Source organism: Klebsiella sp. HMSC09D12, assembly GCF_001808475.1.
Taxonomy (GTDB): Bacteria; Pseudomonadota; Gammaproteobacteria; order Enterobacterales; family Enterobacteriaceae; genus Klebsiella; species Klebsiella oxytoca.
The window spans coordinates 167,525-192,445 of the sequence record NZ_KV793500.1 but is presented as its reverse complement, the minus strand read 5'-3'; the positions used below and the strand labels follow the sequence as shown (position 1 = coordinate 192,445).

Here is a 24,921-nt window from a genome sequence, read left to right as displayed (position 1 = left end):
GAGGCGGCGCTTGACGCGCCTGTCCGGGCTACCAGGTCCGGGCCACCTACATCCGGCGGTGCGCCCATTCGCGCAGGCGCTGGAACAGCACGTACAGCGACGGAATAAACAGAATGCCGATCGCCGTCGCCACCAGCATGCCGCTGAACACCGTGGTACCGATAATCCGCCGGCTCTGCGCCCCGGCGCCGGTGGCGAGCATCATCGGCACAATCCCGATGATAAAGGAGACCGCCGTCATCATCACCGCGCGGAAGCGACGGGTAGCCCCTTCGCGGGCGGCGTCGACGATCGACATCCCCTCTTCACGCTTCGCCCGGGCAAACTCGACGATCAAAATCGCGTTTTTCGCCGCCAGCGCGATCAGTAGCACCAGCCCTATCTGCACGTACACATCGTTGGCATAACCGGCCCACCATAGCCACAGCAGGGACCCGCCGATAGCGAACAGCACCGACAGCATCACGCTCGCCGGCAGCGTCCAGCTCTCATACTGGGCGACGAGAAACAGCCACGCCATCGCCACCGCCGCCAGCACGATCCATACCGCCTGGTTACCGGTCTGCTGCTCCTGCCACGAGATGCCGCTCCAGGCATAGTCATAACCGTGCGGCAGATTCGATTGTAAAATCTGCTCCATCACCGCCATCGCCGCCCGACTGCTGACGCCTTCAGCCGCCGAACCGCTTATCGATACCGACGGGAACTGGTTATATTGCTGAATAAACGGCGCGCCAACCGTTGGCGTAATCGTCACCAGATTACTCAGACGCACCCGCTCGCCGCTGTCGCTACGCACATAAAGCTCGCTAATCTGCTCGGCCCGCTCGCGCCACTGCATCTCATTTTGCATCACCACGTGGTAGACACGATTATTGATGCTGAAATCGCCGGCGCGGGTGCCGCCAAACGCGGTCTGCAGGCTGCTGAAAATCCTTGCCACCGGTACGTTCAACCGGGCCGCCTGGTCGCGATCGACGGTGAGCGTCAGCTGCGGCACATTGCTGCTCCAGGTGGTAAAGACCCGGCTAAGCTGCGGATGCTGGTTGGCCATTCGCAGGACCTGATGGGTGACCTGCTCCAGCTCCGCCGGCGATTGTCCAGCCTGCGCCAGAATGCGTAAATCAAATCCGGAGGCGTTGCCCAGCCCCGGCAGCGTCGGCGGCGCAAAAGCCATAATCGTCGCTTCCGGCAGCCCCAGCAGCTGGCCCTGTAGTTTTTCCATCACCGCGTCCAGCGGCGGCCGCTGATGCCACTCTTTCAGCATCACGGAGATAAACCCGCCGTTCGAGGCGCTGGTGCCGTTGAGAATATTAAAACCGGACACCTGAATCACATCCTCAACCGCCGGGTTCCTCAACAGCAGCTCCCGCGCCTGGGCCATCACCGCCTCGGTACGCTCCAGCGAGGCGGCTTCTGGCAGCTGCACGCTGGCAAAGAAATAACCCTGATCTTCCTGCGGCAGAAAGCCTTTCGGCATTGTGGTAAAGCTCAATACCACCAGCCCTGCCGCGGCTACCGTCGCCGCCAGCGCCAGCCAGGGACGGCGATTCATGCCCCCGACCAGACGCCCGTAGCCGTCCCGCACCGTATCCAGGCCGCGGTTAAAGCCGCGCCAGATGGCGGCAGGCCGCTCCGGACGCGGACGCAGCAGCAGCGCGCACAGCGCAGGCGTCAGGGTCAGCGCCACCACGCTCGACAGCGTCACCGCCGTCGATAAGGTGACCGCAAACTGGCGATACAGCTCGCCAACGATCCCCGGCAGCATTGCCACCGGCACGAACACCGCCAGCAGCACCAGGGTCGTGGCGATCACCGGCCCGGCGATTTGCCGCAGCGCTTCGGCGGTTGCGGCGCCGCGATCCAGCCCCTCCGCCATTTTTGTTTCCACATTCTCCACCACCACGATAGCGTCATCTACCACCATCGTCAGGGCGAGGATAATCGCAAACAGACTCAGGGTATTGGCGCTGTAGCCCAGCGCGTAGAGCACCGCGAAGGTACCGATAAGCGACACCGGGATGGCCAGCGCGACTATCAGCGTCGCCCGCCAGCTCTGCAGGAACAGGGAGACCACCACCACCACCGCCAGCAGGGTCAGCGCCAGCGACACGCCGATCTCTTTGATCGTCGCCGCAACAAAGCGGGTAGTATCAAACTTCACCTCCCAGGTGAGATCCGCCGGGAAGCGCGCATGCAGCCGGGTCAGCTCGGCGCGTACCGCAGTAGCGACCTGCAGCGAGTTAGCGGTGGGCGTCGGGTAGATGCCGAGATAGGCGGAGTCTTTGCCGTTGAGCTGCGCGCCGGAGCTGTAGCTGCGAGCGCCCAGTTCAATAGTCGCCACGTCGGACAGGCGTACCAGCTGGCCGCGTTCGCCGCTGCGAACCACAATTTGTCCGAAACCGGCGGCATCGCTTAATCGCCCAATACCGTTGATGGTCAGCGTTTGCTGCTGGCCGTTAAACACCGGCGGCGTGCCTATCTGCCCCGCCGCGCCCTGCACGTTCTGCTCGCGCAGCGCAAGGGCAATATCGTCGGTCGTGATATTCAGCGCGTTCATGCGGTCGGGGCGCAGCCAGATGCGCATGCTGTAGTCGCGCGCGCCGAACATCTGCACTTCCCCGACGCCGGGAAGACGCGCCAGCGCCTCGCGCACCTGGGTGCTGGCGTAGTTGCTGACAAACAGCGGCGACAGGGTGCCGAGCGGAGAGTAGAGACTCACCCCCATCAGCAGGTTTGTCGCCCGCTTTCGCACCTGTACGCCGTTCTGCTGCACGTCGGCAGGCAGCTGCGCCACCGCCTGCGACACGCGGTTCTGCACGTCGATTGCGGCTAAATCGGCGTCGGTTCCGGCAGCAAAGGTCAGGCTCAGGCTGTAGGTCCCCTCATCGGAACTGGTGGACTCCATGTACAGCATATGATCGACGCCGTTGAGCTGGGTCTCCAGCGGCGCGGCAATAGCTTCCGCTACGTCCGCCGCGCTGGCGCCAGGCCAGCTGGCGCTAACGTTGATGACCGGCGGAGTAATCTGCGGATACTGCTCGACCGGGATCAGCTTTAGCGAGACCGCGCCGACAAAGGTCATCAGCAGGGCAATCACCATCGCAAAGCGCGGGCGTCGGATAAAAAATGTCAGCATCCCCTCTCCCTTATTCACTCAGCAACTGAATGGCCGCGCCGTCACGCAGGCGCTGGGCACCTTCCGTCACTACGCGCTCTCCCGCTTTCAGGCCATCCGCCACCACGAAGCTCTGGCCATGCTGACCGGCGGGCGCTAAACGGCGCATCGTCACGGTGTTGTTCGCCGTTACGACCCAGCAGTAAAAGCCCAGTGCATCCTGCTGTAGCGCAGAGGCCGGGATCATCGGGCTCTCCTTAAGTTGCTGCGGGCGGAAGAAAACCGTGACGTTGCCGCCCGGCAGTAAACGGTGCTGCGGGTTAGCAAATTCAGCGCGCAGCGCCACGCTGGCGGTGCGGCTATCAATACGGTTATCAACGGAGGTCAGGACGCCGTCTTCACGCCGTCCATCCAACTCCACCTGCGCCAGCCACGCCTGCTTCATCGCGGCGATATCCGTGTGCTGCCCTGCTTTCGCGAAAAAGGCGGATTCATCGAGCGAGAACGCCACGCGAATCGGGTCGAGCTGGACCACATCAACCAGCACGCCGCTGGCGGGATTGACCAGGCTGCCGACGTGAAAAGGACTATGGCCGACGCGCCCGCTCACCGGCGAGGTAATGCGGGTATAGCCGAGCGTTATCTGCTGGGCGGTAATGCGCGCCTGCGCCTGCTCTACGGCGGCGGCGGCGACATCGCGCTGCATCTGCGCGGTATCCACGTCATGACGGCTGATTGAATGGTGATTTTTCAGCTGCTGATAGCGGCTCAACAGCTGCTGGGCCTGGCGCAGGGAAGCCTGCGCGCTTTTCAGTTCGGCCTGTGCGAGCGCCAGCGCGGCTTTCGGCTGGGCGTCATCCAGCGTAAATAGCGGCTCGCCTTTTTTGACGTACTGCCCATCCTGGAAATGGCGCTGCACGATCGTCCCTTCGGTACGGGCGCGAACGTCGACGGCGTGAATGGCCTCAACGCGGCCGGAGATTTGCCGTTCATCGGCATGCGGCGCTTGTTCAACGGTGGCAACGCGCACCGGAATAGCCGGCGCGGCGGCGGCGATAAGCGCGTAGCCTGCCAGGCCGCAGGCCAGCAGGGCGGAGCGGATGATCTTGTTCATGGGGAATTCCTTACGACGATGCGGCGTCCCTTCCCCGCAGGAGAAGGGACGCCGGACGGGTCAGACACGCTACGCGGCTTTGCGGAAACGACGAGTCAGGCGCTTCTCAACTTCCACCACCAGGAACATCGCGATACCGATGACCAGGGTGATGAACCAGTAGCGCAGCGGCAGCCCTTCGGTGCCAAACATCGTCTGCATCACCGGTACGTAGATGATGACCAGCTGCATCAGCAGCAGCACGCCGCTCACCAGCCAGATGCCTTTGTTACGCAGAAGCCCCATATTCAGCGAGAAGCTGTCGCTGCTGCGGCAGTTAATCATGTAGACCCACTGCGCGGTGACCAGCATCTGCAGCAGGACGGTGCGGATAAACTCCGGGCTGTGGCCGCGCGGCGCCAGCCAGGCTTCAAGAATAAAGGCGGCGACGGCGATCATCGTGCCGACGAAGGCGACGCGCCAGACGGCGAAGGCATCCATGACGTGCTGGCCGGTTTTACGCGGCGGTCGGTTCATGGCGTTGCGCTCGGCGGCTTCAAACGCGAGGCCAAAGGAGAGCGTGGCGGAGGTGGCCATGTTCATCCACAAAATCAGTACCGGCGTCAGCGGGATAATGTTCCCCGCCAGCAGGGCGATGATAATCAACAGCCCCTGCGCCAGGTTAGTCGGCATGATGAACAGAATGGTCTTTTTCAGGTTATCGTAGACCCGGCGCCCCTCTTTGACCGAGCTGGCAATAGTGGCAAAGTTGTCATCGGTCAGGACCATATCGGCGGCCTCTTTGGTCACCTCAGTGCCCTTAATGCCCATGGCGATCCCGACGTCGGCCTGACGCAGCGCCGGAGCGTCATTGACGCCATCGCCGGTCATGCCAACCACTTCACCGTTATCCTGCAGCGCTTTCACCAGGCGCAGCTTGTGCTCCGGGCTGGTGCGGGCAAAGATATCGAACTCCACGGCGGCTTTCGCCAGCTCGGCGTCATCCATATGCTCCAGCTGGTAGCCGGTCATCGCCTGGCTGCTGTTGGTGATCCCTAACATCTGGCCAATACTCATCGCCGTCTGCGGGTGATCGCCGGTAATCATCTTCACGCGGATCCCCGCGTTCTGGCAGGCGTGGATAGCGTCGATCGCTTCCGGACGCGGCGGGTCCATCATTCCGGCAATGCCGAGGAACACCAGCCCTTCGCGCAGATCGTCGTGGGACAGCGTGGTGCTGCCGACGTCAGCCGGTTTGTAGGCGGCGGCGACCATACGCAGGCCCTGGCGGGCAAAGCGCGCCATCTCCTCTTCCCAGTACTGCGGCTCAAACGGCACCGCCCCCTGCTTGCTCATCTGCTGGCGGCACAGGGCAAAAATCACGTCCGGCGCGCCGGTAATCAGCACCTGCTCGACGTCACCCATTTTCTGGTGGGTCGCCATGTACTTGTACTGCGAGTCGAACGGGATTTTCGCGACCAGGCGGGCATCGACGGGCTCCAGCCGCGCTTTCGCCGCCAGCACCTTCAGCGCGCCTTCGGTTGGCCCGCCGGTAATGCCCCACAGGCCGCGCTCGTCCTGAATCATCTGGCTGTCGTTACACAGATCGATGGTGCGCAAATAGGTTTCCAGCACGCTGCCCGGTTTAATTTGCACCGGCTCGTTGCTGCCTTCCAGGCAGATGTTACCCTGAGGCTCGTAGCTGTCGCCTTCGACGCGGTAGCAGCAGTCGGCGGTGATGATCGCTTTAACGGTCATCTCGTTCATCGTCAGGGTGCCGGTTTTATCCGAGCACACCACGGTCATGGCGCCCAGGGTTTCCACCGTCGGCAGTTTGCGGATAATCGCCCGCTGACGCGCCATTGCCTGTACGCCCAGAGAGAGAATAATCGAGATAATCGCCGGTAAGCCTTCCGGCACGGCGGCCACCGCCAGGCTAATCAGGGAGAGCAGCAGCTCGCCGAGAGGAATATCGCGCAGCGCCAGGCTGAAGACGAACAGCGCAGCCATCATCGCCAGGATGATAACGAAGATCGCTTTACCGAGCTTATCCATCTGCACCAGCAGCGGCGTACGGTGCTTTTCAATGCCCGCCATCATCTGGTTGATGTGGCCGAGTTCGGTATCCTGGCCGGTTGCGGTCACCACGCCAACGCCGCCGCCGGCGCTGATGGTCGTGCCGGAGAAGAGCATATTGGTACGGTCGCCCAGCGGCAGTTCGCCTTCCAGCGCGTCGGTGGTTTTATCCACCACCGTCGACTCGCCGGTCAGAATGGCTTCTTCAACCCGCAGATTATGGCTCTCAATCAGGCGCATATCGGCCGGCACGCGGTCGCCCGCGCGCAGAATCACAATATCGCCCGGCACCAGGTCGCGGGTCGGGATGGTTTCGTGTTTACCGCTGCGCTGCACGCGCGCGTCGCTGGAGAGCATATTGCGGATGCCCTGTAGCGATTTTTCGGCATTGCTCTCCTGGATATGGCCGATCAGGGCGTTGATCACCGTGACGCCAAGAATGACAAGGGTATCGACCCAGTGCCCCATAACCGCGGTGAGCGCGGCGGCGGCCAGCAGGACGAAAATCAGGACGTCGTTAAAGTGGGCAAGGAAGCGCAGCCAGGCTGGCTTGCCTTTTTTCTCCGGCAAGGCGTTCGGGCCGAAGGTCTGCAAACGCTCGGCGGCTTCAGCGGCGCTGAGCCCGTCGACATGGCTTTTTTTCTGCGCCAGCACCGCATCAACCGTCTGCTGATATGCCCGGCGTGGCGCGACATCCCCTGAGGGGGTGGTATTATTAGTTTTGATCATTTTGGTCAAAATATATCTCCCTTAAAATTCCGTGAGGCGGAAAGCCTGGAATCATTCCGGGCCAATGAGAAAAATTTTAAACAGGCGGGAGATAATTTGAGCTTGCGCAATATTTAATCTCTCGCAAATACAAAATTTATGGTAAGTTAATTCTATAGAACAACTATTGCAGAATATTAATAAACCTAAACTAAACGAGGTCTACTATGTTTGGAATCTATCGCGGACGCCGCCTGGTGCTGTACATTCTGCTGGCCATTATTATCGCTACTCTGGTGGGATATAGCACCTATACTTTTGTAAAAGCGCTGGCTTAATAATGACGTTAATTTACATTAAAGCGTAATTAACTTAATCACAAATAAGCCCAAAATAATTAACAAAGAAATGAGTGAGAACGTTTAAATATAATACTTAAAGCGTATTTTAATTGCGTACGAAACGATATTGCATTGATTCCCTTTTTACCGGACAATATGTTTTTAACTGATGATTAACAAATAATGAAACATCCGCTAGAAACGCTCATGAGTGCCGCCGGCATTCTCCTGCTGGCTTTACTCTCCTGTCTGCTGCTGCCGGCGCCCTCGCTGGGTCTGACGCTGGCGCAGAAGCTGGTGGCGACGTTCCATCTGATGGATCTCAACCAGCTTTATACGCTGATCTTTTGCCTGTGGTTTTTAGCGCTGGGCGCCATCGAGTATCTGGCGCTGCGCTGGGTCTGGCGTCGCTGGTTCTCTCTTGAGCGCTAATCCGCTCAGGTCGCGCATACCGTTGATCAGGCCTTCGCACCAGGCGACATAATCGTGGCCGCTCGAGGAGGGATGAAAGCTCACCTTATATCCCTTCTCGCTCAGTACCCGCCCGAACTCAAGCGTATTGGCATAAATACCGCCGTCCGGCCCGCGGGTCTCAAATCTTCCCGCCTGTAGCCAGAAACGGACCGGATAGCGCGGCGAGTGCTGATACTGTCGGGTCAGCCAGCTGGCTTCTTCCCCTTTCGGCGCCCACCAGTACGACCCGGACAGGCTCAGTACGTTGCCAAACTGCCGGGGATAGCGCAGCGCCACCCAGGACGCGGCCAGCCCGCCGTAGCTGGATCCTGCAACCACGGTTTTTTGCCGGGTCAGGCTGAGCCCCTGGCGGTTCAGCCAGGGCAGCAGCTCATGGGCCATAAAATCGGCAAAGTGCGGATTTGGCGGCAGCTCCTTTGCCCGCCGCGGATGATCGAGGCTATCGATAAACACCACGTTAATCGGCGGTAGCCTGTGGCTGGCGATCAGGGCGTCCAGCACGTTGGCGAAGCGGTATTCGTCCTGGTAAGTTTTACCGTCAAAGAGCAGCAGGGTCCAGCGCGCGGGCTGCGGCAAACGTGGGCGATAAATCATGACTTCACGCGCGTTTTGCAAAAAGTCGCTGCGCAGCTGATGGCGGGTCAGCGTCCCGTAGCGTAGCGGCTGCGCCATCCGCGGCGCCGAGCAAAAACGCGCGGGGTTAAGAGCCAGCAGGGAGTAGCGACTCCAGCGGTCGTGGGCGGCATTGACGCTATTCGGGTTTAGCGGGTCGGCCTGGGCGCTGACCAGAATAGCCCGCCGCTGCTCGCGCGCGCCGCCGGCTACCTGCGGCACATCCGGGGCCAGCTTATACTGCATTAAGGTATCGGCAGGTACGACGTAGCTACGAAACCAGACGTCAGAATCACCGAGACGAAACAGCGGATCGTGATCCCCCGCCGGCGAACCCAGAATAAACACGTTGCGGCTCGCTCCGCGCCACAAGAAGGTCACCCGCTTATGGCTGGCGTCCACCGATTCCACCATGGGCGTTCCCTCCAGTTCACGCTCCCGCCAGAAAGTCGCCGTTGAGCCTCCCGCCGCTAGTTCCTTCTTCAGCAGCTGCAGGCGCGGGCTGACCGGGTCCAGCGTCTGGATTTTGGCCAGCGCGGTGGTTTCCCGCATCTGCCACTGAAAACGCCAGCGGGCTCCTTCTTCACCGTGGAGCACCAGCGAGGAGGCGCGGTTTACCGGCAGAGAAAATAGCAGGGTTTGCTCGCCGTCCGCCGGGCCGCCCGCCAGCAGCGTGCGCAGACGGCGGTTATGTTCATCCAGCAGTCGGGCATCGGTAACGCCGGAGAGCGTCGCCGCGACGTAGTTCTCTCCTAGCCTGGGCAAGTCAAAACAGACCTCACCGCTGGCGTCGAACTTCCCCTCCAGCTCTCCCTGTAACGAAGGGGATTCACAGTTCATCGCCGCCGCCGGTAAAGCACTTAACCCCAGCAGCAGACCGCTCCATGCCGTTTTCATTGCCCGATAGTTCCTTGTAAGAATTTGTTAATAACGCTAATGCAAATAATAACCATTTGCAATAACATTAAGGCCGTTAATGATGACCGCTGAAGGATTCACTTCGATGAGGGCGGTTTTTGATGGCGATTTAACCAAGGAAAAATCATAAATATGTTTAAATATAATAAGATAACAGCATTATGGACTGCGACTCTGGCGGTATCTTCGATCGGGAATCAGGCGCTGGCGGCGGAGGAAACGCTTGTCGTCACCGCGGGCAGTAGCGAAGATCCTACAGCGCCGCTTAAGGGAATAGTGGCCACCAGGACGCTATCCGCGACAAAAACCGCCGCAGAGATCGTCAAAACGCCGCAGTCAGTATCGGTGGTTACCCGCGATCAAATGCGCGCGCTGGACGTCACCTCGGTATCCCAGGCGCTGCGCTATAGCGCGGGCGTTTTTACCGAATATCGCGGTTCATCTAACCGCAACGACGAGGTTTTCGTTCGCGGCTTTAGCTATGTGCCCAAGTTTCTCGATGGCCTGAGCTACGGCGCGACGGCCTCCTCGCAAACCGGTACTTTCGACCCGTGGCTGCTGGAACGCGTCGAGCTGGTACGCGGCCCGGCCTCGGTGCTGTTTGGCCAGGTAAACCCCGGCGGGCTGATCGCCATGACCAGCAAACGCCCTGTCAGCCAGCCGATTCATGAACTGCAGTTCCGCACCGGCAATCATCATCTTGCCGAAGGCGCTTTCGATTTTGGCGGCCCGCTGAGCGATGATGGCCGCCTGCTCTATCGTCTGAACGGGATCGCCCGTACCCAGAATAGCCAGGTTGAAGATTATAAAGAGACGCGGATGGCCATCGCCCCCGCCCTCACCTGGTATCCTGATGACGCCACGCGCATGACGTTATTAACCAGCTATCAGAAAGACCCGGATGCCGGTTACCGTAACTTCCTGCCGCGCTACGGTACGGTGGAAAGCGTCGACGGCAGCTATATTCCGCGTGATTTTAACGTCAGCGATCCCAGCTACAATCAGTCGTGGCGGGAACAAACGATGATTGGCTATGAATTTGAGCACCAGCCAGACGATACCTTTACTCTGCGCCAGAACGCCCGCTACGCCACCATCAAACAGAAGTATCGCTACCTGGTTTATTCCAGTAGCCCCGCCAACAGCTCGGTACTCTCCCGCCGCGCCCAGCATGAAACGCGCCAGACCGATGAGTTTGGCATTGATAACCAGCTCGAAGCAAAGTTTGCCAGCGGCCAGGTGGCCCATACGGTGATTGGCGGTCTGGATTACAAAACCAGTAAAGATAAGCAGTATCTTGGCCGGGCCGGAGGTTCGCAGTACGATCTCGACTGGCGCAGCCCGACCTACGGCGTTAGCGTCGATGAAAGCGCCTTCAGCCCCGCCACTAATGAACAGCAAAATCTCGATCAGGCTGGGGTCTATGTTCAGGATCAGCTGAGCTGGCAGAACTGGGAACTGTTAGTTTCCGGGCGCTATGACTGGGCGGAAGTACGCACCACCAATTTTACCGACGCCAGTAGCACCCAGCAGAATGATAATAAGTTCACCTGGCGCACCGGCCTGCTGTACGCCTTTGATTCCGGTCTTTCCCCCTATATCAGCTACAGCACCTCCTTTGAACCTAACCTGCAAACCAACCGCGCGCCTGGCGTTGGACCGTTCGATCCCAGCGAAGGCAAGCAGGTGGAAGTCGGCGTGAAATACCAGCCTGACCCAAACGCGCTAATCACCCTTGCGCTGTATGATTTAACGCAAAGTAACGTCGCCACCTACAACAGCGCCGCCGGATGGTTTGAGAATAGCGGTAAAGTGCGTTCCAAAGGGGTTGAGGCCGAAGCGCACGCGACGCTCTTTGAGAATCTCAATCTGATCGCTTCATACACTTATACCGATGCAGAAACCGTCAACACTACCGTTGTCGGTACCGAAGGGAAAACGCCAGCGCGTATTCCGACCCATATGGCTTCAGCCTTCACCAGCTATACCCTGCCGGACGGCGCGCTGAAAAGCCTGACTGCGGGAGTGGGCGTACGCTATATCGGTACCAGCTATGGCGATGCGAAAAACACCTTTAAGGTTCCGGCGGTAGATCTGTATGACGCCATGGTCAGCTATGAATTGGGCGAGCTAAACTCGAGCCTGAAAGGCGCGCAGGTACAGTTCAACGTAAACAACATCGCGGATACCAGGTATGTGGCCTCCTGCGCCAGCGATAGCGCCTGCTTCTACGGCATTGGTCGGACGGTGACGGCAACGGTCAGCTACGCCTGGTAAGAACAGCCTCCGCCGGTTTCCCCGGCGGAGGCTTTTTCAGTGCGCGCGGCTGTGATTTTCTTTACGGTAGGCGCCCGGCGGCTGGTTAAACGTACGGGTGAAGATGCGGGTAAAAGTTTGCTGCGAGTCAAAGCCGTATTTCAGGCAAATATCGTAAACCCGCTGATCGGTATCGCGCAGATCGCGCGCCGCCAGTAGCAGCTTACGTTCGCGGATATAGCGCCCCAGACTCTCCCCTTTGTACTGTAAAAACAGTCGTTGTAAATGCCACTTCGAATAACCGGCATGGCGCGCAATATCGTCAATACGTAGCGGTTGATGCAAATTTTCATCAATCCACTCGACGATAGTATCAATGACCTGAGCGGAAATAGTCATATGTCCTCTCTCCTCCTGAACCACTCTCATCGTTAGCGCCACCAGGCGTTAAATGATTGCGTTTTATCAGCGACCCAAACCGGCTCACCCAGCATAGGCGTCAGCAGTCGCCACGGTCGCCCTGTGCTGGCCTCCGCCAGTCGTTTATACGGATCGTCCCACGTGTGTTTTGCCAGCACGAAGCGCCCGGCATGGCCCGGCAGCACCGCGCGTGCATGAATATCGTCAGCGGCCTGCGCCGTCTCTTCCGGCATCATGTGGATGTACTTCCAGTCCTGGTCATACTGACCGTTTTCCATGATCGCTAAATCCACTTCGCCAAACTGTTCGCCAATGGCTTTAAAGTGCGGGCCGTAGCCGCTGTCGCCGCTGTAGTAAATTTTCTGCTGCGGGGTAACGAACATAAAGCTGGCCCATAGGGTCTGGTTGCGCTTGAGGCCGCGGCCGGAAAAGTGGCGCGCGGGCAGGACGTGTACCGTCAGCTCATCGCTCACCTGCAGCGCCTGATTCCAGTCCGCCTCGCTGATTATCGCGCTCTCCATTCCCCAGTAGCGCAGGTGCGACCCCACGCCCAGCGGCGTTATCACGCGCTTGACCTTCGGCATCAGGGCTTTGATGGTGGCGTAATCGAGATGATCATAGTGATCGTGCGAGATGATCAGCAGGTCGATCTCCGGCATTCCCTCAGCGTGCCATGGGTAATCCCCGGTAAAGGCCTTATTAATAAAAGAGAAGGGTGCGGCATAGTTGCTAAATACGGGATCAATCAGGATGCGTTTGCCCGCCAGCTGCAGATACCAGGAGGAGTGACCGAGCCAGACCATCGCGTCCTGCCCTGACGGCAGGCCCGCCAGATCGGTGTTCACCAACGGCAGCGGCTGGGCCGGTCTGGCGTTCTCGCGCCTGGCGACGAGAAACTCCCACCACGCGGCCAGCATATTTTTTTGCCCGGTAAAACCCGGCGTCGGGAGCTGATTGTGAAACTGGCCGTCATGATAGTGCGGCGACTGTTCCACCAGGCTGAGCTGCGCGCCCTGCGGCGCCTGGCCAAATCCGGCATTTAACACAAACGGCAAAGTTGTTGCTGACGCTAATAACATGATGGCGACCACGCTGAAAATGACACGGTTCATATCCTGACCTGGCGAAATCCTCCTTCCTGGAGGTTTTTGTTATAAGGGTTGATTATGAGTGAGTAAGCACTCATTATTAGGAAGAAGCTGAAAGTCGTCAAGACGATTTTCAAATTTTGACAGACAACGTTGCAGTGCCCGTACCGGGCATGCTTAGATCGTGGTTTTATAACCTGTGAGGTAAAGTGTAGTGGCTCGTCCTAAGAGTGAAGATAAAAAGCAAGCGTTACTGGAGGCCGCAACCGCCGCCTTTGCCCAGTCGGGAATCGCCGCCTCAACCTCCGCTATCGCCCGCAGCGCCGGGGTAGCCGAGGGGACGCTGTTTCGCTACTTTGCCACCAAGGACGATCTGCTTAACGAGCTTTATCTCTCTATCAAATCGGGGTTAGTACAGGTCATGGTGGCCAGTCTTAAACCGAACGAATCCCGTCCGAAAGAGAATGCCCGCAATATCTGGAACAGCTATATCGACTGGGGTATGCGCAAACCGATGGAGCATAAAGCCATACGCCGCATGTCCCTGAGCGAACGGATTACCGATGAAACGCGTACCCGGGTTAAAGAGATGTTTCCCGAGCTCAACGAGATATGCCAGCTTTCGGTTAAGCCAATTTTTCTTAGCGATGCCTATCGCACCTTTGGCGATGCGCTGTTTCTGTCGCTGGCGGAAACCACGATTGAGTACGCCAGCAACGATCCGCAGCGTGCCCCGGAGCTCATTGCGCTAGGCTTTGAGGCAATGTGGCAGGCGTTACATGAGGATACGCACTGATGGACCACCGCTCGCTGCATGACCACGCGCACCGTATTGCGCTGGAGCTTCCCTTTACCGAGCACTGCTGGCCGTTCGGCCCGGAGTACGATGTGTTTAAAGTCGGCGGGCGAATTTTTATGCTCACCGCGACGGTACGCGGCCGCGCGCTGGTCAACCTGAAGTGCGATCCGCAAAAATCGCTGCTTCATCAGGCCATTTACCGCAGCATCGAGCCTGGCTATCACATGAACAAAAAGCACTGGATCACCGTGGTTCCCGGCGAGGATATCAGCGTGGACCTGCTGGCGGAGCTGATTGATGATTCGTGGAATCTGATCGTCGATAAACTGAGCAAAAAAGAGCAGCAGCGGCTGCGCCCGGGGTGATTTTCAGCGCTGCGCGATAAGTGTTATCGCATTTTTGCCCCTTATCATTTGCCCGCCATCGCTGTACTCTTCCTTCACGAAACGCACCCGCAAGGGGTTGTAAACAGTGAGGAAGAGTATGGATATCGTAACGGTTGCCTTAAAGCGCTACTCCACCAAGGCATTTGACGCCACCAAAAAGCTAACTGCCGAGCAGGCGGAAAACCTGAAAACGCTGCTGCAGTACAGCCCGTCAAGCACCAACTCCCAGCCGTGGCATTTTATCGTTGCCAGCAGCGATGAAGGCAAAGCGCGCGTCGCCAAAGCGGCGAGCGGCACCTACGTGTTTAACGAACGTAAAATTCTCGACGCATCGCACGTGGTGGTGTTCTGCGCCAAAACCGCAATGGACGACGCCTGGCTTGAGCGCGTGGTCGATCAGGAAGAGGCCGATGGCCGCTTCGCCAACGCCGAAGCCAAAGCGGCAAACCATAAAGGCCGCACCTTCTTCGCCGATATGCACCGCAAAGATTTGCATGACGACGACCAGTGGATGGCGAAGCAGGTGTATCTGAACGTCGGCAACTTCCTGCTGGGCGTGGCGGCAATGGGCCTGGACGCCGTACCGATTGAAGGCGTCGATTTCGCAATTCTCGATGCCGAATTTGACCTGAAGGCCAAGGGCTACACCAGCCTGGTCGTGGTGCCGGTCGGCCATCATAGCGTTGAAGATTTTAACGCCTCCCTGCCGAAATCACGCCTGCCGCAGGCGACGACGATTACCGAGATTTAATTCCCTTCTGCCGGGAACGCCCGGGCCATGGCGCAGCAGCGTCTCGCCCGGGACTTTCTCCCCCCACTCTTTCTCCCTCTTTTTCTGCCTTTTGTGCCAGGTTTCCGGCGTTAATAAGCCCGCTTGTGCCAGGAATAACACCTTTAGTGTGAACCAGCCGCTTTAATTAATTGATAAATAATATTTTTTATTTCTGGCACGCCCTTTGCTCTTAACAGATACCACTATCTGGATGAAGGAGAAACCGGGTGAAACATATCTATGTGGCCAGCCACGGCCATTTTGCTCGCGGACTGGTGAACAGTTTGTCGCTGCTGATTGGCGACGAACACGGCGTTATCCCGGTCTGCGCCTATGACGAAGATATCGTGACCACCGAACAGCTGGAGCAAACCCTGGAGCATCTCATCGTCCAGGCGAATGGTGATGAAGTGGTGATCTTTACCGACCTGCTTGGCGGCAGTATCAACAATAGCGCCGTGAGCGTCTTGATGCGCCATCGTAACGTTTTCGTGGTCGCCGGCATCAATCTGACTCTGCTGCTGGAGTTTCTGCTGTGCGAAGAAGCCACTACCGAGGCCGCGATTGTCTACGCCACCAGCGCGGCGCGTGAATCCATTGTTTTCATCAACCCTCTACTAACACAACCATCCTCTGACCCACAGGGAGAATCTCATGATTAAACTCGTGCGCATTGATTATCGGCTGCTGCACGGCCAGGTGGTTTTTGCCTGGACCCGAGCGCTGGATATCGACCATATCATCGTCGCTAACGCCAAAGCCGCGGCGGATGCCTTCATTACGATGTCGCTTAACCTGGCCAAGCCGGCGGGCGTCACGCTGGACATCGCCACCGTTGAACAGGCGGCGGAAAAGCTTAACGGCGGCAAGTTGGATCATAAAAAAGTCATGGTGGTCCTTGGCAATACTGCTGAAACCCTCGCGCTGGTAGAAAAAGTCCCGGGAATTAACGCCATTAACTACGGCGGTCTGCCGCAGAAGGAGGGCGCAAGACAATTCGGCAAGGCCATCTATCTGACCGAAGAGGAAATCGCCGATAGCAGAGCGCTGAAAGAAAAAGGCATTCGGCTGGAGATGCGTCAGGTACCCGCCCACTCGGCCGAGCTCCTCAACGAACAACTTTAACTTCGGAGGTCACTATGTTGCTCACCGCAACGTTACTCGGACTGATTGCCGCCCTGGGGATCCTCGATGGCCGCCTGCTTGGGGTATCGATGATCGACCGGCCGCTGGTGATGTGCGCCCTCACCGGTCTGGTCTGCGGCAATCTGCATGAGGGGATTCTGATTGGCGCTACGCTGGAGCTTATTTTTCTCGGCAACGTCGCCATCGGCGCCGCTCACCCACCCGATATCGTGACCGGCTCCGTACTGGCGACCGCATTTTCGATCATGTCCGGCCGCGGTCCGGAGGCTGCACTCACCATCGCCATCCCCGTCTCAATGCTGGCGCAAACGCTGGGCATTCTGGTACGCGTGGTGAACGCCCGCTTCGGTCATCTGGCGGACCGCTATGCGGCGCAAGGTAATACCCGGATGGTCGGCCTGATGCACCTCGGCGGTCCGACGCTGCTCTATTTTTTAAACGGATTTCTGCCGGTTTTTTTCGCCATCCTGCTCGGCTCTTCGGCGGTTAGCTGGTTCCTTGAGGCGATTCCGCCGGTGATCACCAACGGATTGATCGTCGCCAGTAAGATCCTGCCGGCGCTCGGCTTCGCCCTGCTGATCAGCATGATGCTCAGCAGCAAACTTATGCCGTACCTCGGTCTGGGCTTTCTGATAGCGGCATATACCAAACTGGATATCATCGCCATCGCGCTATTCGCCGTGGTGTTGGCTTTTATCATCAGCCAGTTTCTTAATCTTAAGCAGCAGGAGAGCTAATCATGAGTGAAATGACGCAGGCCCTGTCAGGCGCCGCCCAGCCGCAAAGCGATGACGCAAGCCGGGTCACCGCTCGGGATTTACGCAGCGTGTTCTGGCGCTCCTTTACGCTGCAGGGCTCGTGGAACTACGAGCGCCAGCAGCATATGGGCTACGCCTTCGCAATGTCGCCGGCCCTGAAGCGTATCTATCAGGACCCGACGGAACTGGGGCGCGCCCTGCAGCGCCATCTGGTGCTGTTTAACACCACGCCGCACCTCTCCACCTTTATCTTCGGCTTGTCGATCGCTATGGAAGAGGAGAATCAGCGCAATCCCGAATTTAATGAAGAATCGATAAACGCGATTAAAACCAGCCTGATGGGGCCGCTGGCGGGTATCGGTGACTACATATTCTGGGGGTCATTGAAGGTGATTGCCGCCGGGATGGGGATTTATTTCGCCCAGCAGGGCAGCCTCCTGGGACCGATAATGGCGTTGTTAGTTTATAACCTACCGCATCTGTTGTGCCGCTGGTATGGGCTGAAGCTCGGCTATCGGGCTGGCACCACCTGGCTGATGCGGATTTACCAAAGCGGACTCATGGATCGGGTCACCTATATCGCGTCAATCGTTGGCCTGATGGTCGTCGGCGCGATGACCGCCAGTATGATAGATATCACCACCCCGCTCAGCTTCACTGCCGGGCAGACGACCATGAAGGCACAGGAGTTTATCGACAAAATACTTCCTTCGCTGCTGCCTCTGCTTTTCACCCTTGGGATGTACAAGCTGATCCGTAAGGGAGTCAACATCAACTGGATCCTGTTAGGCACCATCGCGTTTGGCATGGCGGCCAGCGCGTTAGGCCTGCTTTAAGAAGAGGAATATTACCCATGCACGTAGAAGACTATATGAATGAAACCCCCGCTCGCCTGCTCGCTATGCTAACGCAGACGCGGGAAGATCTCTGGCAAGCGGCGAAAGCGCTGGCGGATCGCGGGATCTCTCGAATCATCCTGACCGGTTCCGGTACGTCTTACCACGGCGCGCTGACCGCGCGGTCGTTTATGCAGCAATGGTGCGGCATCCCGGTCGATGTATACTGGCCCTTCCTGCTGGACGAGATGGCACTTTCCCTCAGCGGCAAAGCGCTGGTCATCGGAATTTCTCAGGGAGGCGGCAGCCTCTCCACTCTCGCCGCAATGGAGCGCGCCCGGGCAGCCGGGCACCTTACCGCTTCCATGGCCGGGGAAGCGCCAGCTGCCATCGACCAGGCGGCAGATTTGATCCTGACGGTCCCCTGTGGAGAAGAGCGCGCCGGCGCCAAAACCAAAGGTTATCACTGCACCATACTCAACCTGATACTGCTTGCGCTTGCCGTCGCCAGCCGCCAGCAGCGCCTGAGCGATGAGGAGCGCAAAGCGCTACTCGTCCGCATGGAGAGGACGTTCAATCATTTGCCGACGCTCATTGAGGCCTCGCAGGCGTGGGTTCTCAATCACGCCCGGCCGCTTATCGACAGCGCAGATATTCGCCTGACCGGCCCGGCAGGGCTGTTTGGCACCGTTCAGGAAGGCGCGCTAAAGATGCTTGAAACGCTGCGCTGCCCGGTGGCCGGCTATGAATTTGAGGAATTCATCCACGGGATCTATAACGCCTTCGATGAGCGTTCAACCCTGATTATGCTCGATCCGCATCCCGATGAGCGCCAGGATCGTCTGGCGGAAATACTGTCTGGTTGGACGCCGCATATTTATCGCATTGGCCCGCATGTTGACAATAACGGTAAGAACATGCCCTTTACGTTTATTAACGATCCAGACTTTGCAATCTTTGAATATATTATTCCATTGCAAATGGTTTGCGCCAGACTACCGCCAGTGAAGGGTGTCGATCCCGCAATACCTAAGGATCCGCAGTTCCACCAGAAAATGAAAAGTAAAAAACTTAATTAAATAATGCCCTGTAAAAGTTATCCGCCATGCAGCGGAGGACCCTTTACATCTCAAGGAGACCAATATGTCTATAGCTCAGAAAAACGCCCACCATATTATTCGCGATATTTTAACCAGGCAACGTATTGAACGCGTGTGGTTTGTTGGCTGCGGGGGTTCGTTGACCGGCTTCTGGCCGGGGAAATATTTTCTCGATTGTGAAGCAAAAAAGCTGGCCGTCGGCTATGTGACCAGTAATGAATTTGTCCACGCGACGCCGCAAGCATTAGGGGAAAATAGCGTGGTGATCCTTGCCTCTCAGCAGGGCAACACCGCTGAAACGGTCGAAGCCGCCCGCATCGCGCGTCAAAAAGGCGCGGCTACGATTGGACTGGTATATACCCCCGGCACGCCGCTGTGCGAACACAGCGATTACACTATCGAATACTGCTGGGCTCGCTATCCCGAAACTGTCGATCCGACACAGCAAAAAGCGGCGTACAGCCTGTGGCTGGCGCTGGAGATCCTGGCGCAAACAGAAGGATACGACCATTACGCTGAGATGGTCAGCGCCTTTGCCAGTTTTGAATCCGTGGTGCGCGGCGCTCAGCAGCAGGTGCAAGCGGATGCGCAGCATTTTGCCGAAGCCTGGAAAAGTGAAAAGGTCATTTATATGATGGGCAGCGGTCCTTCGTTCGGTGCCGCGCATCAGGAATCCATCTGTATTCTGTTGGAGATGCAGTGGATTAACTCCGCCAGCATCCATAGCGGCGAGTATTTCCACGGCCCCTTTGAGATTACCGAACCGGGAACGCCGTTCATTTTATTAAAAAGCAGCGGCCGCACCCGTCCGCTGGACGATCGCGCGATCCGCTTTATCGAACGCTATCAGGGAAAACTGCAGATTATTGACGTGGAAAAAGTGGGAATTGATGCGCTTCACGCCAGCGTGCGCGAATATTTCTGCGGCCTGCTGCACAACTGCGTTCTTGATGTGTACAACCTGGCGCTGGCCACCGCCCGCAACCATCCTCTGACCACCCGCCGCTATATGTGGAAAGTCGAATATTAATTCGCTAACCCTCTGCCAGCCCCGGCAACCTGCTCCGGGGCTGCGCTGAGGATTACCAGCGAAAATCGTCAACGCGTAATTCAAAAATATCGTGAATATAACCAATTTCCGCTACCGGCAGCGTCACGTTATAGAGTATTTTCAGGCGCTGAAACGAGTGGTTCACCATAGCAATAAATTCTCCGTGCTGGCGAGAAAATTGCTCAAGATTTTTATAATGGGTAATTTCATTACGCATTACCAGACGCTCAATCATGCAGCTGAGATGCACATACAGGCTAATAATTAAATTATTATTAAAATTAAAGCCAAGCGTGTTTTGCCACTCTGCAATAATAGTCTCAATATGGCTCATCGTTTTTCCGGCATTCAGTATCGTCAAGGAGTTGACGACGTTATGCAGCGAAAACTCACGAACCATATTTTTATTAATCAGCGCAATTTGCTTCTCATTGAGATAGCCGCTTAAGAGCTGACTGAGATGCCGATGCCCCTGCTCGCCCAGCAGCTCTTCAATACCTACCCATGGCACCCCCGCCAGCTGTGGGTCGTGCGTACCCACAACCGCAATCACTTCATACTGGTGGAGCAAGGATATCGCCGTGCGGCTATTTTTTAAGCGCGTATACTCGCAGGCGATAATGTTAATATCAAAGTCGCTGAGCAGGCTCTTCTCCATCAGATTTTTAAATTTAAACGCAGTACCGATTCCGGTAATGCAGGTCACCAGCAGAGCACGCTCTTTTTTTTCTGTCGGCCAGAAGACATCCCAGCGCGACTGATTGAGCGGCACGATCTCTTCGGCAATATGTTCGATATTTTTCCCCAGCGCGATCTCGCTGGCGACGTTCAGCGCCATGCGCGTCGTGACGTTATCCACCACCACCAGCGGGCCGTTAATCACCGACAAAAGCGCATCGGCAATCTCTTTGGTATAGCCCATATCGATAAGCACCATGACTCCGGCTCGGGTATCGGTATGCTGGAGATAATCAACCACGGCGCGGCTGACGTCGCTGAACGCCACCTCCATCGGCATGTCCATCGCCTGGTAGATCTTCTCGCCAATCAGGCGATTGGCGACCCCCGCAATGCTGCTGGCGGTCGAATAGCCGTGGGCGATAATCACCGCTTTCACTTTTCCGCCGCTGGTCGCATCAATCGCATTGCTGACGATAGCGGCAACCGCCAGGCGGTCAAGCGTATCGATGAGCAGATCGTATTTGTTATTGACGACATCCAGTAGTTTCCCCGCGATACGCTGCGCCAGCCCCGCTGAGGACTCCAGCCAGCGCTGCATCACCAGACGCGCGGGCTCGGCAACGCTGCGCGGAGCAAGAGGCAGGCTGGTCAGGTAGCGGCCAGTAAGATAGGCGAATTCGGCATTCAGCTGGAGATCGTAATTGGCGGCGATCGCCTTGCCCACATCCTCAATAAAGCGCAGCCGCTTGTCCTGAAGAGAGACCGCGCTCTCCTGATTCATCAACGCATCGAGATAGAGCGTCACGTTTTGATAAATGAGCTTTTCAAAGGTCCTTGCGCTGATATTGTCCTTCCCGAGTTCCTCGCAGAGGCTGCAAATATTTTCCGTTAGCCGTTGATACTCATGATGACGACCGGAAAACAAAGGCTGCGCGTCGCCATCGCGGTAAATCATGACCCGTTCGCTATTTTGCTGAAGAGAAAAAGGCGCATCCGCCAGCAACCGGTCGGGCAGTAAACCCGCTTTTATCTGTAAAAGATCGCTATCCCGCTCGCCAAATGTCCAGGCGCTGGCGCAAATATTGCGGATCAAATTCTCTAGTCCGCCGACGTTACCCTCGAGCGTTTCGCGCATCAGTTGGCTGATGATTTCGCCGTCCAGCGCCAGATCGTGATGTAATCGCTGCGCTTCACGGCGAAAAAAGTGATGGATAAACGCCAGTCTTTCATACTGTCCACGCTCGGCGATCGGCAGGATTTTGACGATCACCGGAATACGACGAATAAAAGTCGCCAGGAAGTGCTTTTCCAGATCCTCCGTTGAAGCAAAAATCAGCCGTACCGTGGCGCTGCGCTCCTCGCTGCTCTCCCCCAGCCGCCGCCAGCTACCGTTATCCATAAAATGGAACAGCTTCTCCTGTCCTTCGGGGGGCAGACGATGAACCTCATCAATAAACAGTACCCCGCCGTTGCTGGTCTCGATAAGACCGGGGACTGATTTATCCGCACCGGTAAAGGCGCCCTTCGCGTGCCCGAATAATTTCGAGGTCAGCAGCTCTGGATTATTCGCGTACTCAGCGCAGTTAAACACGGTAAAAGGCGCATCAGCAGGCAAAACGCCCTGTTCCATCGCATAACGCCAGAGCTGGCGCGCAAGGAAACTTTTCCCCGTGCCGGTGGGACCGCGCAGCAGAAGCGGTAGACCTGCGCCGGGGTAGCTGATGGCGGCCTTGCACTGCCGCAAAGCTTCCTGCAGGCTGCCCTGAGCGCCTATCAGCTGCGCCAGACTATCCTGGCGCTCAGCGCACAGGGCCTGAAGGGAAGCGTATTCGCCGTGTCGAACCGCGAGGCGGTGGTGGTCGCGCAGCGCGGCAATGGGTAAAAACAGCACCGGGCGACCATTTACTTTGACCACCCGCTGCTCGCGATGGAGATTATTCAGATGATGGCTGATGATACTGCGTTTTTGCTTCAGGCTATCGGCAATCGCCATCGCATTAAACTCGCCAAGCGCTTCCGCGGTCAGCGGTCGCCCGACGATCCGTTGTTCTAGCTGGCGAAAAATCGACTCCTTATTCATCTTGCGCCCCTGTCAAAAGCGTAAAATTCGCTTATACGACAATTCGCGTAAGACGTCGCTGCCCCCTGCCACACTTCTTAAAAAAGCTTAATTATTCATGGGTTACCCTTCCCGCATGCCAGATGCGCTCCGCATAGCGGCCAATTACCGCCAGCGAGACTGCGAGGATCAGGAAAAATGCGACTTTGTGCATGCCATCCCAGAAAAACTCGAAGAAACGGGTATAGAGGTTGATCGCCAGGAACGTCAGACCGAAGCCGCGCAGCATGCCGTCGTCGGTTTTCAGGCTGATATAGATACAGATCCCCGCCGCCACGGCGAACAGCAGCCCCCACGGCAGCAGCTGCCTTTGCGCTATGCTGGACCAGCTATCCAGGTCATAGTTGCCAAAAATCGACAGGATCCACAGAGCGATAAACAGATAGATCAGCCCCATCGCTTTACTGACGGTAAACAGCTGGCGCTGGCGCAAAGCGTGTTGCGCGCCGTAGCAGAGCGCAAGCAGCGCGCCGCCGAACAGCACGAAGCGGATCGGGTAGTTCATGCCCAGCCAGTAGGCGCCCCAGCCCGAAACGTAGCCGGTTTCTGCACCGAACCAGTTGCCCAGCGACAGCAGAAAAAAGAGCCACACCAGCCCGGAGCGGGCAAAAAAGCCAATCGCGCCGTAAATCAGGCATCCGGCCAGGAACAGCGGCGCGATATGACCGCTGCCGGTATCCAGACGTTCGCCAAGCTGCCACAGCGCCACGGCGGTAAAAATAACCCCCAGAAAGAGGATCGCCTCAGTGCTGTAGTGCCACTGCGTTTCCCGCCGCTGGCGGCGAAAACCCCAGGCGTAGCAGGCCACCGCCAGCAGCGCGGGCAGGATGATTCGCGTCAGCGCCGAGCGGCTGAACAGGCTCAGCAGAAGCTCAATCAGGGCGCTGTCGGCAAACAGGCTGCCCAGCGCGACCAGCACGCAGGCCAGCGCGGTCCAGAACGCATAGCGGCTCAGCCGCTGCCAGTCGAAGGGAGAGACGCGCAGCGTTTGCGCCAGCCGCTGGCTATCCTCAGGGGCTAAATCGCCGCTGGCCTGCCACGCCTTTAGCGCGCGCTGAATAATGCGCTGCTCTTTACGGGTAATATTCATGGGCATTCCTTGAGACTGATGACAAACCTTTTTTTGGCTATTGTGCTCGCACTTCTGCCGGGCGGCGCCTTGCCGGGCCTACGAAAAACCGCAATATCAACCTGCTATGCAATGCGCTGTAGGCCTGCGCAAGCATCGCGCCGCCGGGCAGTTCCTGAAGATTGCACTTTGTCAGCAATCTGATTCCTTGTCATTAGTGTTTATCCAGCCACGCCAGCGCCCGTTCGCCCATTTCATCCATCGGCAAATAGACCAGCAGGCGCGAGCCGTTACGCGGGGCCGAGTACCAGTACATCTGCTGCAGGTTGAAGCGTCCGAGCTGCGGATGGTTAAAGTTTTTCACCTGATTTTCCACCCCGCGCACCTCATAGCGCTGATGCCAGAGGGACTCAAACTCCGCCGACGCGGCAAAAAAGCGCGCCAGCTTATTCTCCCACAGCGGATCGCCGCGGTGCTCCGCCATCGCCGCGCGAAAATAGGAGACAAACGTCGCCAGCACATCGCGATTTTCAATACGGCTGCGCCAGGTTTCATTGGTCAGATACAGATAAATACAGTTGCGATCCTCTTCCGGAATGGTGGCGAAATCGATACCCATCAGGCGGCAGAAGCTGTCGTTCCAGGCCACAATATCGAAGCTCGGCTTCTGAATACTGGCGGGCTGCGGCATCAGGCTATCAAGCATCCGCCGGGTGCCGGGGCTGATGCCTTCGCATACCGTGACCTGCGCGGCTTCCGGCGGCGTCAGTCCGGCCAGGACAAACAGGTGCCGGGTCTCCAGCGGGCTGCACTGCAGCGCGTTCGCCACCGACACCAGCACGGCCTCGGACGGATTCACTTCCCGCCCCTGCTCCAGCCAGGTGTACCAGGTGACGCCGACCTCCGCCAGCATCGCCACCTCTTCCCGCCGCAGACCCGGCGTGCGTCGTCGGCCAACGCGCGGCAACCCCAGGCGCTGCGGATCGAGGCTCTCACGCCGGGCGCGCAGAAATGCCCCCAGCTGTTTACGGGCATCATCGGGCGCGGCGATCGTCGATTCACGTTGCGGCATGGTCGTCATAAAACCTCCAGCATGGTAG

Annotated in this window: 20 protein-coding genes; 11 read left to right on the top strand and 9 right to left on the bottom strand. The window is 57.7% G+C overall.

Annotated elements, in window-relative coordinates; all coding sequences use genetic code 11:
- Positions 1-46 precede the first annotated feature (46 nt).
- The 3 genes from HMPREF3178_RS21660 to HMPREF3178_RS21650 all read right to left on the bottom strand — a co-directional run bounded on the left by HMPREF3178_RS21660 (position 47) and on the right by HMPREF3178_RS21650 (position 7,016).
- The gene (locus tag HMPREF3178_RS21660) at positions 47-3,139 is read right to left on the bottom strand and encodes an efflux RND transporter permease subunit (RefSeq protein WP_004111178.1); all 3,093 of its coding nucleotides are present in this window, start codon (positions 3,137-3,139) and stop codon (positions 47-49) included.
- Between the two features lie 10 nt (positions 3,140-3,149).
- On the bottom strand, positions 3,150-4,232 hold the full coding sequence (locus HMPREF3178_RS21655; RefSeq protein WP_070585504.1) for an efflux RND transporter periplasmic adaptor subunit: 1,083 nt from the start codon (positions 4,230-4,232) through the stop codon (positions 3,150-3,152).
- Positions 4,233-4,301: 69 nt separating this feature from the next.
- Positions 4,302-7,016: a cation-transporting P-type ATPase gene (locus tag HMPREF3178_RS21650; RefSeq protein WP_097365599.1), complete on the bottom strand. Its 2,715-nt coding sequence runs from the start codon at positions 7,014-7,016 to the stop codon at positions 4,302-4,304.
- Positions 7,017-7,519: 503 nt separating this feature from the next.
- On the opposite strand from HMPREF3178_RS21650, the gene HMPREF3178_RS21645 reads away from it, so the two are divergent.
- Entirely contained in the window at positions 7,520-7,768 is a 249-nt protein-coding gene (locus HMPREF3178_RS21645; RefSeq protein WP_004100000.1) for a DUF1158 domain-containing protein, read from the top strand.
- On the opposite strand, the gene HMPREF3178_RS21640 is transcribed toward HMPREF3178_RS21645, so the two are convergent.
- On the bottom strand, positions 7,697-9,319 hold the full coding sequence (locus HMPREF3178_RS21640) for an alpha/beta hydrolase-fold protein (protein WP_004099999.1): 1,623 nt from the start codon (positions 9,317-9,319) through the stop codon (positions 7,697-7,699). The genes HMPREF3178_RS21645 and HMPREF3178_RS21640 overlap by 72 nt on opposite strands.
- 153 nt (positions 9,320-9,472) lie before the next feature.
- Here HMPREF3178_RS21640 and HMPREF3178_RS21635 point away from each other — a divergent pair, with 153 nt between their 5' ends.
- Positions 9,473-11,617: a TonB-dependent siderophore receptor gene (locus HMPREF3178_RS21635; protein WP_017146404.1), complete on the top strand. Its 2,145-nt coding sequence runs from the start codon at positions 9,473-9,475 to the stop codon at positions 11,615-11,617.
- A gap of 36 nt (positions 11,618-11,653) precedes the next feature.
- Here the strand turns inward: HMPREF3178_RS21635 and HMPREF3178_RS21630 are convergent, their stop codons facing one another.
- On the bottom strand, positions 11,654-11,995 hold the full coding sequence (locus HMPREF3178_RS21630) for a RamA family antibiotic efflux transcriptional regulator (protein ID WP_004099996.1): 342 nt from the start codon (positions 11,993-11,995) through the stop codon (positions 11,654-11,656).
- A 32-nt stretch (positions 11,996-12,027) separates the two neighbouring features.
- Positions 12,028-13,128, bottom strand: a complete 1,101-nt coding sequence (locus HMPREF3178_RS21625) for an MBL fold metallo-hydrolase (RefSeq protein ID WP_004111167.1) — start codon at positions 13,126-13,128, stop codon at positions 12,028-12,030.
- 190 nt (positions 13,129-13,318) lie between these two features.
- On the opposite strand from HMPREF3178_RS21625, the gene HMPREF3178_RS21620 reads away from it, so the two are divergent.
- The 9 genes from HMPREF3178_RS21620 (at position 13,319) to HMPREF3178_RS21580 (ending at position 19,931) form a co-directional block, all read left to right on the top strand.
- On the top strand, positions 13,319-13,900 hold the full coding sequence (locus tag HMPREF3178_RS21620; protein ID WP_004111165.1) for a TetR/AcrR family transcriptional regulator: 582 nt from the start codon (positions 13,319-13,321) through the stop codon (positions 13,898-13,900).
- Entirely contained in the window at positions 13,900-14,268 is a 369-nt protein-coding gene (locus HMPREF3178_RS21615) for an MmcQ/YjbR family DNA-binding protein (protein ID WP_004099993.1), read from the top strand. The genes HMPREF3178_RS21620 and HMPREF3178_RS21615 overlap by 1 nt, the downstream gene beginning before the upstream one ends.
- Before the next feature lie 118 nt (positions 14,269-14,386).
- Entirely contained in the window at positions 14,387-15,040 is a 654-nt protein-coding gene (gene nfsB, locus HMPREF3178_RS21610; RefSeq protein WP_017146405.1) for an oxygen-insensitive NAD(P)H nitroreductase, read from the top strand.
- A gap of 248 nt (positions 15,041-15,288) precedes the next feature.
- Positions 15,289-15,723, top strand: coding sequence for a PTS sugar transporter subunit IIA (locus HMPREF3178_RS21605; RefSeq protein WP_004099989.1), 435 nt, complete (start codon positions 15,289-15,291; stop codon positions 15,721-15,723).
- The gene (locus HMPREF3178_RS21600; RefSeq protein WP_004099987.1) at positions 15,716-16,186 is read left to right on the top strand and encodes a PTS sugar transporter subunit IIB; all 471 of its coding nucleotides are present in this window, start codon (positions 15,716-15,718) and stop codon (positions 16,184-16,186) included. Before HMPREF3178_RS21605 ends, HMPREF3178_RS21600 begins: the two co-directional genes overlap by 8 nt.
- Before the next feature lie 14 nt (positions 16,187-16,200).
- Positions 16,201-16,944: a PTS mannose/fructose/sorbose/N-acetylgalactosamine transporter subunit IIC gene (locus HMPREF3178_RS21595; RefSeq protein WP_004099986.1), complete on the top strand. Its 744-nt coding sequence runs from the start codon at positions 16,201-16,203 to the stop codon at positions 16,942-16,944.
- 2 nt (positions 16,945-16,946) lie between these two features.
- The gene (locus tag HMPREF3178_RS21590) at positions 16,947-17,801 is read left to right on the top strand and encodes a PTS system mannose/fructose/sorbose family transporter subunit IID (RefSeq protein WP_070585501.1); all 855 of its coding nucleotides are present in this window, start codon (positions 16,947-16,949) and stop codon (positions 17,799-17,801) included.
- A gap of 17 nt (positions 17,802-17,818) precedes the next feature.
- Entirely contained in the window at positions 17,819-18,880 is a 1,062-nt protein-coding gene (locus HMPREF3178_RS21585) for an SIS domain-containing protein (RefSeq protein ID WP_017146407.1), read from the top strand.
- 64 nt (positions 18,881-18,944) lie between these two features.
- Positions 18,945-19,931, top strand: coding sequence for an SIS domain-containing protein (locus tag HMPREF3178_RS21580; protein WP_004099979.1), 987 nt, complete (start codon positions 18,945-18,947; stop codon positions 19,929-19,931).
- A 52-nt stretch (positions 19,932-19,983) separates the two neighbouring features.
- On the opposite strand, the gene HMPREF3178_RS21575 is transcribed toward HMPREF3178_RS21580, so the two are convergent.
- From HMPREF3178_RS21575 to HMPREF3178_RS21565, 3 genes are all read right to left on the bottom strand, one after another.
- Complete coding sequence (locus HMPREF3178_RS21575; RefSeq protein WP_016809123.1) at positions 19,984-22,713, bottom strand: sigma 54-interacting transcriptional regulator; 2,730 nt, start codon at positions 22,711-22,713, stop codon at positions 19,984-19,986.
- 91 nt (positions 22,714-22,804) lie between these two features.
- Positions 22,805-23,842 (bottom strand): hypothetical protein, encoded by a 1,038-nt coding sequence (locus HMPREF3178_RS21570; RefSeq protein ID WP_016809122.1) that lies wholly within the window; start codon positions 23,840-23,842, stop codon positions 22,805-22,807.
- A 193-nt stretch (positions 23,843-24,035) separates the two neighbouring features.
- Positions 24,036-24,902, bottom strand: a complete 867-nt coding sequence (locus HMPREF3178_RS21565) for a helix-turn-helix transcriptional regulator (protein WP_017146408.1) — start codon at positions 24,900-24,902, stop codon at positions 24,036-24,038.
- Positions 24,903-24,921 lie beyond the last annotated feature (19 nt).

Coding starts and splice junctions, on each gene's coding strand:
- HMPREF3178_RS21615 (WP_004099993.1), top strand. CDS start 13,900: ATGGACCACCGCTCGCTGCATGACCACGCGCACCGTATTGCGCTGGAG.
- HMPREF3178_RS21575 (WP_016809123.1), bottom strand. CDS start 22,713: ATGAATAAGGAGTCGATTTTTCGCCAGCTAGAACAACGGATCGTCGGG.
- HMPREF3178_RS21640 (WP_004099999.1), bottom strand. CDS start 9,319: ATGAAAACGGCATGGAGCGGTCTGCTGCTGGGGTTAAGTGCTTTACCG.
- HMPREF3178_RS21565 (WP_017146408.1), bottom strand. CDS start 24,902: ATGACGACCATGCCGCAACGTGAATCGACGATCGCCGCGCCCGATGAT.
- HMPREF3178_RS21625 (WP_004111167.1), bottom strand. CDS start 13,128: ATGAACCGTGTCATTTTCAGCGTGGTCGCCATCATGTTATTAGCGTCA.
- HMPREF3178_RS21600 (WP_004099987.1), top strand. CDS start 15,716: ATGATTAAACTCGTGCGCATTGATTATCGGCTGCTGCACGGCCAGGTG.
- HMPREF3178_RS21580 (WP_004099979.1), top strand. CDS start 18,945: ATGTCTATAGCTCAGAAAAACGCCCACCATATTATTCGCGATATTTTA.
- HMPREF3178_RS21645 (WP_004100000.1), top strand. CDS start 7,520: ATGAAACATCCGCTAGAAACGCTCATGAGTGCCGCCGGCATTCTCCTG.
- HMPREF3178_RS21570 (WP_016809122.1), bottom strand. CDS start 23,842: ATGAATATTACCCGTAAAGAGCAGCGCATTATTCAGCGCGCGCTAAAG.
- HMPREF3178_RS21630 (WP_004099996.1), bottom strand. CDS start 11,995: ATGACTATTTCCGCTCAGGTCATTGATACTATCGTCGAGTGGATTGAT.
- HMPREF3178_RS21660 (WP_004111178.1), bottom strand. CDS start 3,139: ATGCTGACATTTTTTATCCGACGCCCGCGCTTTGCGATGGTGATTGCC.
- HMPREF3178_RS21650 (WP_097365599.1), bottom strand. CDS start 7,016: ATGATCAAAACTAATAATACCACCCCCTCAGGGGATGTCGCGCCACGC.
- nfsB (WP_017146405.1), top strand. CDS start 14,387: ATGGATATCGTAACGGTTGCCTTAAAGCGCTACTCCACCAAGGCATTT.
- HMPREF3178_RS21595 (WP_004099986.1), top strand. CDS start 16,201: ATGTTGCTCACCGCAACGTTACTCGGACTGATTGCCGCCCTGGGGATC.
- HMPREF3178_RS21635 (WP_017146404.1), top strand. CDS start 9,473: ATGTTTAAATATAATAAGATAACAGCATTATGGACTGCGACTCTGGCG.
- HMPREF3178_RS21585 (WP_017146407.1), top strand. CDS start 17,819: ATGCACGTAGAAGACTATATGAATGAAACCCCCGCTCGCCTGCTCGCT.
- HMPREF3178_RS21590 (WP_070585501.1), top strand. CDS start 16,947: ATGAGTGAAATGACGCAGGCCCTGTCAGGCGCCGCCCAGCCGCAAAGC.
- HMPREF3178_RS21655 (WP_070585504.1), bottom strand. CDS start 4,232: ATGAACAAGATCATCCGCTCCGCCCTGCTGGCCTGCGGCCTGGCAGGC.